Genomic DNA, 10,814 nt, shown 5'->3' with positions numbered 1-10,814 from the left:
TCAAAACCATCGCGATGGAAGATGGTCTGCGTTTCGCTATCCGTGAAGGCGGTCGTACCGTCGGCGCTGGCGTCGTAGCCAAAGTCATCGAGTAATCGGCGACTCATGAAAAAGCCCCCGCTTGCGGGGGCTTTTTTATTGGGTTGACACTCTGTGGGGCCGTCTATAGAATTGCGCCTCCTTTTAACGGGCGTATTGCGCCCGGTGGGAATAGCAGCCTGGAGTCTGAAATCCAATGCAAAATCAGCAAATCCGTATCAGGTTGAAGGCTTTCGACCATCGCCTGATCGACCAATCCACCCAGGAAATCGTGGAAACCGCGAAACGTACTGGTGCTCAAGTGCGTGGTCCTATTCCACTGCCTACCCGTAAAGAGCGGTTCACCGTTCTGGTCTCCCCGCACGTCAACAAAGACGCGCGTGACCAGTACGAGATCCGTACTCATAAGCGCGTTCTGGACATCGTCCAGCCAACGGATAAAACCGTTGATGCACTTATGAAGCTTGATCTTGCGGCAGGTGTGGAAGTGCAGATCAGCCTCGGCTAAGACTCGGTCTTAGTCGTGTAACGCTCTGAAATGGGCGGCCATAGCGGGTGAAAGCCCCGTACACTCATGAGGTTTACAACATGACTATTGGTGTAGTCGGTCGTAAATGCGGTATGACCCGTATTTTCACCGAAGAAGGTGTCTCCATTCCGGTCACGGTCATTGAGATCGAGCCGAATCGCGTCACCCAGTTCAAAACTGAAGAAACCGATGGCTATCGTGCAGTGCAAGTCACTGTAGGTGAGCGTCGTGCTTCGCGTGTGACTGCTGCTCAGGCAGGTCACTTCGCTAAAGCGAACGTTGCTGCCGGTCGTGGCGTTTGGGAATTCCGTCTTGAAGAAGGCGAGTACCAAGCTGGCGATCTGATCAATGCAGAAATCTTCGCAGCTGGCCAACTGGTAGATGTTACCGGTCAGTCGAAAGGTAAAGGCTTCGCCGGTACCATCAAGCGTTGGAATTTCCGCGGTCAAGATAACACCCACGGTAACTCCGTTTCCCACCGCGTCCCGGGCTCTATTGGCCAGTGCCAGACTCCTGGTCGTGTATTCAAGGGCAAAAAAATGTCCGGTCATATGGGCGCTGAGCGCGTGACCGTGCAGTCCCTGGAAGTAGTGCGCGTCGACGCTGAACGCAATCTGTTGTTGGTCAAGGGTGCTGTTCCTGGCGCTACTGGCGGCAACCTGGTTGTACGTCCGGCGGCCAAGGCTCGCGGTTAAGGGGAAGCTGACATGCAATTAAATGTAAATGACGCTCAAGCGATCGAAGTTTCCGAACTGACATTTGGCGGCGAATTCAACGAGACGCTGGTTCACCAAGCAGTCGTGGCCTACATGGCTGGCGGCCGTCAAGGTAGCAAGCAGCAAAAGACCCGTTCCGACGTTTCTGGTGGCGGCAAGCGCCCATGGCGTCAGAAAGGTACTGGCCGTGCTCGTGCCGGTACTATCCGTAGCCCAATCTGGCGTGGCGGCGGTACCACTTTCGCAGCTCGTCCACAGGATCACTCCCAGAAGCTGAACAAGAAGATGTATCGCGCAGCAATGCGTTCCATCCTTGCTGAGCTGGTGCGTACTGATCGTCTGGTCGTGGTTCAGGATTTCGCTGTTGAAACTCCGAAAACCAAAGATCTGCTGGGCAAGCTGAACAACATGAGTCTGACCGACGTTCTGATCGTGTCTGACGCTGTTGATCAGAACCTGTACCTGGCTGCTCGTAACCTGCCACACGTTGATGTACGTGACGTGCAAGGTTCCGATCCAGTTAGTCTGATCGCATACGACAAAGTGTTGATCACTGTGTCGGCCGTGAAGAAATTCGAGGAGCTGCTGGGATGAACCAGGAACGCGTATTTAAAGTTCTGCTTGGCCCGCACGTTTCCGAGAAGGCTACGGTTCTGGCAGACAAGAAAGGCCAGTTCGTTTTCAAGGTTGCTACTGACGCAACCAAGCTGGAAATCAAGAAGGCCGTCGAAAGCCTGTTCAGCGTGAAAGTGGAGCGCGTTACTACCCTGAATGTTCTGGGTAAGAGCAAGCGTACCGCTCGCGGTCTGGGCAAGCGTAATGACTGGAAGAAGGCAGTTATCTCCCTTCAGCCAGGCCAAGATCTCGATTTCAGCAGCAGTGCTGAGTAAGGAAGGGGTGCATCATGGCAATCGTTAAATGCAAACCGACTTCCCCTGGCCGCCGTTTTGTGGTCAAGGTGGTCAACCAGGAGCTGCATAAAGGCGCTCCTCACGCACCGCTGCTCGAGAAGAAGTCGAAGTCTGGTGGTCGTAACAACAATGGCCGCATTACCACTCGTCACGTTGGTGGCGGTCATAAGCAGCACTACCGTCTGGTCGACTTCCGTCGCAACGACAAAGATGGCATCGCTGCCACTGTCGAGCGTATCGAATACGATCCAAACCGTACTGCTCACATCGCTTTGCTGCTGTACGCAGACGGCGAGCGTCGCTACATCATCGCCCCTAAAGGCGTGAGCGCTGGCGACCAGCTGATCGCAGGTGCTCTGGCACCGATCAAGCCGGGCAACGCTCTGCAACTGCGTAACATTCCAGTTGGTAGCACCGTACACGGCATCGAACTGAAGCCAGGTAAAGGCGCACAAATCGCTCGTTCCGCTGGTGCTTCGGCTCAGCTGATCGCTCGTGAAGGTGTCTATGTGACCCTGCGTCTGCGTTCTGGTGAGATGCGTAAAGTCCTGGCTGAATGCCGTGCGACCCTGGGCGAAGTCTCGAACTCCGAGCACAGCCTGCGTTCGCTGGGTAAAGCTGGTGCCAAACGCTGGCGTGGCGTTCGCCCAACCGTTCGTGGTGTTGCCATGAACCCGGTTGACCACCCACATGGTGGTGGTGAAGGTCGTACCTCTGGTGGTCGTCATCCGGTATCGCCATGGGGCTTCCCGACTAAGGGCGCGAAGACTCGTGGTAATAAGCGTACCGACAAAATGATCGTCCGTCGTCGCAAGTAAATAGAGGGATACGACAGTGCCACGTTCTCTGAAAAAAGGTCCTTTTATTGATCTTCACCTACTGAAGAAGATCGAAGTGGCGGCGGAAAAGAACGATCGCAAACCAGTTAAGACCTGGTCGCGCCGTTCCATGATCCTGCCACAAATGGTCGGTCTGACCATTGCTGTGCATAACGGTCGTCAACATGTTCCAGTTCTCGTGAACGAAGACATGGTCGGCCACAAACTGGGCGAGTTCGCCGGTACCCGTACATATCGCGGGCACGTGGCTGACAAGAAAGCCAAGCGTTAAGGGGTAAGGAACGATGGAAGTAGCCGCTAAGTTGTCGGGCGCTCGAATCTCCGCCCAGAAAGCCCGCTTGGTCGCCGACCAGATCCGCGGGAAGAAGGTGGGCGAAGCGCTCAACCTGTTGGCTTTCAGCAGTAAGAAAGCCGCCGAGATCATGAAGAAAGTGCTGGAGTCGGCCGTAGCCAACGCCGAGCATAACGAAGGCGCAGACGTTGATGACCTGAAGGTCAGCACCGTTTTCGTCAACGAAGGGCGTTCGCTGAAGCGCATCATGCCACGTGCCAAAGGCCGTGCTGATCGCATCGTCAAGCGGTCTTGCCATATCACTGTCAAGGTTGCTGACAAGTAACGGAGTCGAAGAGATGGGTCAGAAAGTACATCCCATTGGCATTCGCCTGGGAATCGTCAAGGAGCACACCTCCGTCTGGTACGCAGACGGTCGGACTTATGCGGACTATTTGCTCGCAGATCTGAATGTGCGTGAGTACCTCCAAGACAAACTAAAAAGCGCGTCCGTAAGCCGTATCGATATCCATCGTCCGGCTCAAACTGCACGCATCACCATCCACACCGCTCGTCCCGGCATCGTGATCGGCAAGAAAGGTGAAGATGTTGAGAAACTGCGTCAGGACCTGACCAAGCAAATGGGTGTGCCTGTGCACATCAATATCGAAGAGATCCGCAAGCCGGAGCTCGACGGTATGCTGGTTGCCCAGAGCGTAGCTCAGCAGCTGGAGCGTCGTGTAATGTTCCGTCGCGCTATGAAGCGCGCAGTACAGAACGCCATGCGCATTGGTGCCAAAGGCATCAAAATCCAAGTGAGCGGTCGTCTCGGCGGTGCTGAAATCGCACGTACTGAATGGTATCGCGAAGGTCGTGTGCCACTGCACACCCTGCGTGCCGATATCGACTATGCCACCTACGAAGCTCACACCACTTACGGTGTGATCGGTGTGAAGGTTTGGATCTTCAAAGGCGAAGTAATTGGTGGTCGCCAAGAAGAGCTGAAGCCACAAGCACCTGCGCCTCGTAAAAAAGCTGCTAAGTAAGGGGTACGCCAAATGTTGCAACCAAAGCGTACGAAGTTCCGCAAGCAAATGACCGGCCACAACCGTGGTCTGGCATTGCGCGGTAGCAAAGTCAGCTTCGGCGAGTTCGCGCTGAAGTCTGTTGCTCGTGGTCGTCTCACCGCTCGTCAGATCGAGTCAGCGCGTCGTGCTCTGACCCGTCACGTAAAACGTGGTGGCAAGATCTGGATCCGTGTATTCCCGGACAAGCCTATTTCCAAGAAGCCACTCGAAGTTCGGATGGGTAAAGGTAAGGGTAACGTCGAATACTGGGTTGCCCAGATTCAGCCAGGCAAAGTCCTGTATGAAATCGAGGGTGTTTCTGAAGAGTTGGCGCGTGAGGCTTTCGCCCTGGCTGCTGCAAAGCTGCCGCTCGCCACCTCCTTTGTTAAGCGGACGGTGATGTGATGAAAGCGAATGAACTTCGTGAAAAATCCGCACAGCAGCTGAACGAGCAACTGCTCGGCCTGCTGCGCGACCAGTTCAATCTGCGTATGCAGAAGGCAACTGGCCAGTTGGGGCAGTCTCATCTGCTCTCGCAAGTTAAGCGTGACATCGCTCGCGTGAAGACTGTGCTCAACCAGCAGGCAGGTAAGTAATCATGGCTGAAGCCGAAAAAACTGTCCGTACGCTGACTGGCCGTGTTGTCAGCGACAAGATGGACAAGACCATCACCGTTCTGATCGAGCGTCGCGTTAAGCACCCTATCTACGGTAAATACGTTAAGCGTTCGACTAAGCTGCACGCGCACGACGAAACCAATCAGTGCCACATCGGCGACAAAGTCACTATTCGTGAAACTCGTCCGATGGCCAAGACCAAGTCTTGGGCTCTGGTTGATGTTCTCGAACGCGCTGTGGAAGTCTAAGGGCTAAGGGTCGGAGAAATTATATGATTCAGACTCAATCCATGCTCGATGTGGCCGATAACAGCGGCGCTCGCCGCGTTATGTGCATCAAGGTGCTGGGTGGCTCCCATCGTCGTTACGCTGGTATCGGTGACATCATCAAGGTTACCGTCAAGGAAGCAATTCCTCGCGGTAAGGTGAAGAAAGGCCAAGTGATGACTGCTGTTGTAGTTCGCACTCGCCACGGTGTCCGTCGTGCTGACGGCTCCATCATCCGCTTTGATGGCAACGCTGCTGTTCTGCTGAACAACAAGCAAGAGCCGATCGGCACCCGTATCTTTGGGCCAGTGACCCGTGAACTTCGTACTGAGAAGTTCATGAAGATCGTCTCGCTCGCCCCAGAAGTGCTGTAAGGAGATCCGACATGCAAAAGATTCGTCGTGACGACGAGATCATCGTGATCGCCGGCAAAGACAAGGGCAAGCGCGGTAAGGTGCTTAAGGTTCTCGCTGACAACCGTCTGGTTGTTGGTGGTCTGAACCTGGTTAAGCGTCATACCAAGCCTAACCCGATGTCGGGCGTACAGGGCGGTATCGTCGAGAAAGAAGCGCCACTGCACGCTTCCAACGTCGCCATTTTCAACGGCGAAACCAACAAGGCTGACCGCGTTGGTTTCAAAGTAGAAGACGGCAAGAAAATTCGTGTCTTCAAGTCGACCCAAAAAGCGGTTGATGCTTGAACACTGCTAGGTAGAAGACCATGGCACGACTACAAGAGATTTACCGGAAGGAAATCGCCCCGAAACTTAAGGATGAACTTAAGCTTTCGAACGTGATGGAAGTTCCGCGCGTTACCAAAATCACCCTGAACATGGGTCTGGGCGAAGCGATCGGCGACAAAAAAGTCATCGAGCACGCTGTTGCTGACCTGGAAAAGATCACCGGCCAGAAAGTCGTTGTGACTTACGCTCGGAAATCCATCGCTGGCTTTAAGGTCCGTGAAGGTTGGCCGATCGGCGTCAAAGTGACCCTGCGCCGTGAGCGTATGTATGAATTCCTGGATCGTCTGCTGTCGATCTCCCTGCCTCGGGTTCGCGACTTCCGCGGCCTGAATGCCAAGTCCTTCGATGGTCGTGGTAACTACAGCATGGGCGTGAAAGAGCAGATCATCTTCCCGGAAATCGACTACGACAAGATCGATGCTCTCCGCGGTCTGGACATTACCCTGACCACCACTGCCAAGAACGATGATGAAGGCCGCGCTCTGCTGCGTGCTTTCAAATTCCCGTTCCGCAACTGATTGGAGTAGGAAAATGGCCAAGAAGAGCATGAAAAACCGTGAGCTGAAGCGTCAGCTCACCGTTGCCAAGTACGCCACCAAGCGTGCAGCGCTGAAAGCTATCATCGTCGATCTGAACGCAAGTCCAGAAGCGCGTTGGGAAGCTACCGTAGCTCTGCAGAAGCAGCCGCGTGACGCAAGCGCTTCGCGCATGCGTAACCGCTGCCGCCTGACTGGTCGTCCGCACGGCGTTTACCGCAAGTTCGGCCTCGGCCGTAACAAGCTGCGTGAAGCTGCAATGCGTGGTGACGTACCAGGTCTGGTTAAAGCCAGCTGGTAATAGCTATCAAAGTCGCGGTGTTCAGGGTTGAAAGATCCTGACCGCCGGTGGCCTTGAAGTTGAATCAAGCCCCTTTTTGGGGCTTGATTCATTTCTGGGGTGTGTCTAGAATGACCGGCTCGCCTGAGCCCGTGTTTTTTGCCCGGAATTTCTCGGCGACAAGCTGTAGCCGCAAGGCTCATTTTTTTTGTATCAGGAGCGTCTAGCCCATGAGTATGCAGGACCCGTTAGCGGACATGCTAACTCGAATCCGTAATGCCCAGATGGCTGAAAAGTCCGTCGTAAGCATGCCGTCTTCCACGCTGAAGGTGGCTGTAGCAAAAGTCCTGAAGGACGAAGGTTACATCGCGGGTTATCAGATCAGCAGCGAAACCAAGCCACTGCTGTCCATCGAGCTGAAATACTTCGAAGGCCGTCCGGTCATCGAGGAAGTGAAGCGCGTTAGCCGTCCAGGCCTGCGTCAGTACAAGTCCGTTGAGGATCTGCCGAAAGTTCGTGGCGGTCTCGGCGTGTCTATCGTCTCCACCAACAAAGGTGTGATGACTGATCGTGCTGCGCGCGCTGCCGGTGTCGGCGGCGAAGTTCTTTGCACTGTGTTCTAAGGGGGGATAAGCATGTCTCGCGTCGCTAAGAACCCCGTTAAGCTGCCAGCTGGTGTTGAAGTTAAATTCGCCGGCCAACAGCTTTCGGTGAAGGGTGCCAAGGGCACTCTCGAACTGAACGTACACTCGTCCGTTGAAATTGTTCAGGAAGCTGGTGAGCTGCGTTTCGCTGCTCGCAACGGCGACCAACAAACTCGCGCAATGGCCGGTACCACTCGTGCGTTGGTAAACAACATGGTCCAAGGCGTAAGCCAAGGCTTCGAGCGCAAGCTCCAGCTGGTCGGTGTTGGTTACAAAGCGCAAGCAAAAGGCACAGTGCTGAACTTGGCCCTTGGCTTCTCGCATCCAGTGGACTACGAGCTGCCGGAAGGCATCACCGCTGAGACTCCTAGCCAGACCGATATCCTGATCAAGGGCATCGATAAGCAGCTGGTAGGTCAAGTGGCCGCTGAGATCCGCGACTTCCGTCCACCAGAGCCTTACAAAGGTAAAGGTGTGCGCTACGCGGACGAAGTCGTCCGTCGTAAAGAAGCCAAGAAGAAGTAGGGCATAGCAAATGACCGACAAAAAAGTTACTCGACTGCGTCGCGCTCGCAAAGCACGCCTGAAAATGCACGAACTCGAAGTCGTGCGTCTCTGCGTGTTCCGCTCTTCGCAGCACATCTACGCCCAGGTCATTTCGGCCGACGGCAACAAAGTCCTGGCGAGCGCCTCGACTTTGGATAAAGAACTGCGTGATGGCGCCACTGGCAACATCGACGCGGCCACTAAGGTTGGCCAGCTGGTCGCTACGCGTGCAAAAGCCGCTGGCGTCTCGCAGGTGGCTTTCGACCGCTCTGGCTTCAAGTACCACGGCCGCGTCAAGGCGCTGGCTGATGCTGCTCGTGAAGCTGGGCTGGAGTTCTAAGTTATGTCAAATAACGACCAAAAGCGCGACGAAGGCTACATCGAGAAGCTGGTTCAAGTTAACCGCGTAGCCAAAACCGTAAAAGGCGGCCGTATCTTCACTTTCACCGCGTTGACCGTGGTTGGTGATGGTAAAGGTCGCGTTGGCTTCGGCCGTGGCAAGTCGCGTGAAGTGCCTGCTGCGATCCAGAAGGCAATGGAAGCTGCTCGCCGCAACATGATCCAAGTTGATCTGAACGGCACCACTCTGCAGTACGCAATGAAGTCCGCTCACGGCGCTTCGAAGGTGTACATGCAGCCTGCTTCTGAAGGTACCGGTATCATCGCTGGCGGCGCTATGCGTGCTGTCCTCGAAGTTGCTGGCGTTCAGAACGTTCTGGCCAAGTGCTACGGCTCGACTAACCCAGTAAACGTGGTTCACGCCACTTTCAAGGGTTTGAAAGCAATGCAGTCCCCTGAATCCATTGCCGCCAAGCGTGGCAAAAGCGTCCAGGAGATCATCTGATCATGGCTACCGTTAAAGTAACGCTGATCAAAAGCATGACCGGCCGTATCCCTAACCACAAACTGTGCGTTAAGGGTCTGGGTCTGCGTCGCATCGGTCACACTGTAGAAGTCCAGGATACTCCCGAGAACCGCGGGATGATCAACAAGGCTTACTACATGCTGCGTGTCGAGGGTTAATCGATGAAACTCAATGATCTGAGTCCAGCGCCGGGTTCCCGTCGCGAAAAGCATCGTCCGGGCCGTGGTATCGGTAGTGGTTTGGGTAAGACTGGTGGCCGTGGTCACAAAGGTCAGACTTCCCGCTCCGGTGGCACCATTGCTCCAGGCTTTGAAGGCGGTCAACAGCCGCTGCATCGTCGCCTGCCAAAGTTCGGTTTCGTATCCCTGAAGGCCATGGACCGCGCAGAAGTGCGTCTGTCCGAGCTGGCTAAAGTGGAAGGCGACATCGTCACCGTGCAGTCCCTGAAAGATGCCAACGTGATTAACCAAAACGTACAGCGTGTAAAAATCATGCTGTCCGGCGAAGTTACTCGCGCTGTGACTATCAAGGGCATCGCAGCCACCAAAGGTGCGCGTGCGGCTATCGAAGCAGCTGGCGGCAAGTTCGAGGAATAAATGGCTAAGCAAGGTGCTCTCTCTGCGCTCGGCAAAGGCGGTATGTCTGAACTCTGGGCTCGTCTGCGTTTTCTGTTCTTGGCGATTATCGTCTACCGAATAGGCGCACACATCCCGGTTCCAGGTATCAACCCTGACCGACTCGCAGACCTGTTTCGACAGAATGAGGGGACCATTCTTAGCTTGTTCAACATGTTTTCCGGCGGCGCGCTGGAGCGGATGAGCATCTTTGCATTGGGGATCATGCCGTACATCTCGGCATCGATCATCATGCAACTGATGACAGCCGTCAGCCCGCAGCTGGAGCAGTTGAAGAAGGAAGGTGAAGCTGGCCGTCGCAAGATCAGCCAGTACACCCGCTACGGCACTGTCGTCCTAGCTCTTGTTCAGGCCATCGGCATGTCCGTTGGCCTGGCGGGGCAGGGCGTTGCGTTCACTGGTGACTTTGGCTTCCATTTCGTCGCGGTATCCACCTTTGTGGCTGGTGCGATGTTCATGATGTGGCTGGGTGAGCAGATTACTGAGCGTGGTGTTGGCAACGGTATCTCGATGTTGATTTTCGCAGGTATCGTCGCCGGTCTTCCGAGAGCGATCGGGCAGTCTTTCGAGTCTGCGCGTCAGGGTGATATCAACATTTTTGCCCTGGTTGCCATCGGTTTGCTGGCAGTAGCGATTATCGGTTTTGTGGTGTTCATTGAGCGTGGCCAGCGTCGTATTGCTGTTCACTATGCCAAGCGTCAGCAGGGCCGCAAGGTATTTGCTGCGCAGACTAGCCACTTGCCGCTGAAAGTGAATATGGCAGGCGTTATTCCTGCTATTTTCGCGAGCAGCATTTTGCTGTTCCCGGCTTCGTTGGGTGCCTGGTTCGGTCAGTCTGAAGGTATGGGCTGGTTGCAGGACATCTCGCAGTCGATCGCTCCTGGTCAGCCGTTGAATATTCTGCTGTTTAGTGCAGGGATTATTTTCTTCTGCTTCTTCTATACGGCGTTGATGTTCAATCCGAAAGACGTAGCGGAAAACCTGAAGAAGTCCGGTGCCTTTATTCCGGGCATCCGTCCAGGTGAGCAGTCCGCGCGCTACATTGATGGCGTTCTGACTCGCTTGACCATGTTCGGTGCTCTATATATGACGGCCGTCTGCCTGTTGCCCCAGTTCCTGGTGGTTGCAGCAAACGTTCCGTTCTACCTTGGCGGGACCTCGTTGCTGATCGTGGTCGTGGTTGTTATGGACTTTATGTCGCAAGTACAATCGCACCTCGTTTCGCACCAGTACGAATCCCTGATGAAGAAAGCCAACCTGAAGGGTTACGGCAGCGGCATGCTGCGCTGACCCATAAGGTTCGAGGAGTTG

At 54.8% G+C, this 10,814-nt stretch carries 22 protein-coding genes and 1 pseudogene; all 23 read left to right on the top strand.

Annotated features, from left to right (window positions below; genetic code table 11):
- A pseudogene (locus BLV20_RS27645) lies at positions 1-95 on the top strand (elongation factor Tu); the annotation flags it as partial.
- A 140-nt stretch (positions 96-235) separates the two neighbouring features.
- On the top strand, positions 236-547 hold the full coding sequence (gene rpsJ / locus BLV20_RS27640) for a 30S ribosomal protein S10 (protein WP_003186070.1): 312 nt from the start codon (positions 236-238) through the stop codon (positions 545-547).
- A gap of 80 nt (positions 548-627) precedes the next feature.
- Positions 628-1,263, top strand: coding sequence for a 50S ribosomal protein L3 (rplC, locus tag BLV20_RS27635; protein ID WP_007924205.1), 636 nt, complete (start codon positions 628-630; stop codon positions 1,261-1,263).
- A gap of 12 nt (positions 1,264-1,275) precedes the next feature.
- On the top strand, positions 1,276-1,878 hold the full coding sequence (gene rplD / locus BLV20_RS27630) for a 50S ribosomal protein L4 (protein WP_007924200.1): 603 nt from the start codon (positions 1,276-1,278) through the stop codon (positions 1,876-1,878).
- Positions 1,875-2,174 (top strand): 50S ribosomal protein L23, encoded by a 300-nt coding sequence (gene rplW, locus BLV20_RS27625; protein ID WP_002555488.1) that lies wholly within the window; start codon positions 1,875-1,877, stop codon positions 2,172-2,174. The genes rplD and rplW overlap by 4 nt, the downstream gene beginning before the upstream one ends.
- A gap of 14 nt (positions 2,175-2,188) precedes the next feature.
- Positions 2,189-3,013 (top strand): 50S ribosomal protein L2, encoded by an 825-nt coding sequence (rplB, locus tag BLV20_RS27620; protein ID WP_007924198.1) that lies wholly within the window; start codon positions 2,189-2,191, stop codon positions 3,011-3,013.
- A 16-nt stretch (positions 3,014-3,029) separates the two neighbouring features.
- Positions 3,030-3,305, top strand: coding sequence for a 30S ribosomal protein S19 (rpsS, locus tag BLV20_RS27615; RefSeq protein ID WP_002555486.1), 276 nt, complete (start codon positions 3,030-3,032; stop codon positions 3,303-3,305).
- A gap of 13 nt (positions 3,306-3,318) precedes the next feature.
- On the top strand, positions 3,319-3,651 hold the full coding sequence (gene rplV / locus BLV20_RS27610; RefSeq protein WP_003103908.1) for a 50S ribosomal protein L22: 333 nt from the start codon (positions 3,319-3,321) through the stop codon (positions 3,649-3,651).
- Between the two features lie 13 nt (positions 3,652-3,664).
- On the top strand, positions 3,665-4,351 hold the full coding sequence (gene rpsC / locus BLV20_RS27605) for a 30S ribosomal protein S3 (RefSeq protein WP_007924192.1): 687 nt from the start codon (positions 3,665-3,667) through the stop codon (positions 4,349-4,351).
- A 12-nt stretch (positions 4,352-4,363) separates the two neighbouring features.
- Entirely contained in the window at positions 4,364-4,777 is a 414-nt protein-coding gene (rplP, locus tag BLV20_RS27600) for a 50S ribosomal protein L16 (RefSeq protein ID WP_003228729.1), read from the top strand.
- Positions 4,777-4,968, top strand: coding sequence for a 50S ribosomal protein L29 (gene rpmC / locus BLV20_RS27595; protein ID WP_002555481.1), 192 nt, complete (start codon positions 4,777-4,779; stop codon positions 4,966-4,968). Before rplP ends, rpmC begins: the two co-directional genes overlap by 1 nt.
- 2 nt (positions 4,969-4,970) lie before the next feature.
- Positions 4,971-5,237 carry a 30S ribosomal protein S17 gene (gene rpsQ, locus BLV20_RS27590; protein WP_003194644.1) on the top strand — a complete coding sequence of 89 codons (267 nt, stop codon included), beginning with the start codon at positions 4,971-4,973 and terminating at the stop codon, positions 5,235-5,237.
- Between the two features lie 23 nt (positions 5,238-5,260).
- Positions 5,261-5,629, top strand: a complete 369-nt coding sequence (gene rplN, locus BLV20_RS27585; protein ID WP_002555479.1) for a 50S ribosomal protein L14 — start codon at positions 5,261-5,263, stop codon at positions 5,627-5,629.
- An 11-nt stretch (positions 5,630-5,640) separates the two neighbouring features.
- Positions 5,641-5,955: a 50S ribosomal protein L24 gene (gene rplX / locus BLV20_RS27580; protein WP_003186046.1), complete on the top strand. Its 315-nt coding sequence runs from the start codon at positions 5,641-5,643 to the stop codon at positions 5,953-5,955.
- Positions 5,956-5,975: 20 nt separating this feature from the next.
- The gene (rplE, locus tag BLV20_RS27575) at positions 5,976-6,515 is read left to right on the top strand and encodes a 50S ribosomal protein L5 (RefSeq protein ID WP_007924186.1); all 540 of its coding nucleotides are present in this window, start codon (positions 5,976-5,978) and stop codon (positions 6,513-6,515) included.
- Between the two features lie 13 nt (positions 6,516-6,528).
- Positions 6,529-6,834: a 30S ribosomal protein S14 gene (gene rpsN / locus BLV20_RS27570; RefSeq protein ID WP_003228726.1), complete on the top strand. Its 306-nt coding sequence runs from the start codon at positions 6,529-6,531 to the stop codon at positions 6,832-6,834.
- 209 nt (positions 6,835-7,043) lie between these two features.
- Positions 7,044-7,436: a 30S ribosomal protein S8 gene (gene rpsH / locus BLV20_RS27565; RefSeq protein WP_003228724.1), complete on the top strand. Its 393-nt coding sequence runs from the start codon at positions 7,044-7,046 to the stop codon at positions 7,434-7,436.
- Positions 7,437-7,448: 12 nt separating this feature from the next.
- Positions 7,449-7,982, top strand: coding sequence for a 50S ribosomal protein L6 (gene rplF / locus BLV20_RS27560; RefSeq protein ID WP_007924185.1), 534 nt, complete (start codon positions 7,449-7,451; stop codon positions 7,980-7,982).
- Between the two features lie 10 nt (positions 7,983-7,992).
- Complete coding sequence (gene rplR / locus BLV20_RS27555; protein WP_003186037.1) at positions 7,993-8,343, top strand: 50S ribosomal protein L18; 351 nt, start codon at positions 7,993-7,995, stop codon at positions 8,341-8,343.
- Positions 8,344-8,346: 3 nt separating this feature from the next.
- Positions 8,347-8,847 carry a 30S ribosomal protein S5 gene (gene rpsE, locus BLV20_RS27550; RefSeq protein WP_007924184.1) on the top strand — a complete coding sequence of 167 codons (501 nt, stop codon included), beginning with the start codon at positions 8,347-8,349 and terminating at the stop codon, positions 8,845-8,847.
- A gap of 2 nt (positions 8,848-8,849) precedes the next feature.
- A complete protein-coding gene (gene rpmD / locus BLV20_RS27545) occupies positions 8,850-9,026 on the top strand; it encodes a 50S ribosomal protein L30 (protein WP_003176408.1) in 177 nt (58 codons plus the stop codon).
- 3 nt (positions 9,027-9,029) lie between these two features.
- Positions 9,030-9,464 (top strand): 50S ribosomal protein L15, encoded by a 435-nt coding sequence (gene rplO, locus BLV20_RS27540; protein ID WP_007924183.1) that lies wholly within the window; start codon positions 9,030-9,032, stop codon positions 9,462-9,464.
- Positions 9,465-10,793: a preprotein translocase subunit SecY gene (secY, locus tag BLV20_RS27535; RefSeq protein WP_007924182.1), complete on the top strand. Its 1,329-nt coding sequence runs from the start codon at positions 9,465-9,467 to the stop codon at positions 10,791-10,793.
- Positions 10,794-10,814: the final 21 nt, after the last annotated feature.

The sequence above is a fragment of the Pseudomonas sp. NFIX28 genome, assembly GCF_900107395.1.
GTDB lineage: Bacteria > Pseudomonadota > Gammaproteobacteria > Pseudomonadales > Pseudomonadaceae > Aquipseudomonas.
This window is presented reverse-complemented; position numbering and strand designations above follow the sequence as displayed.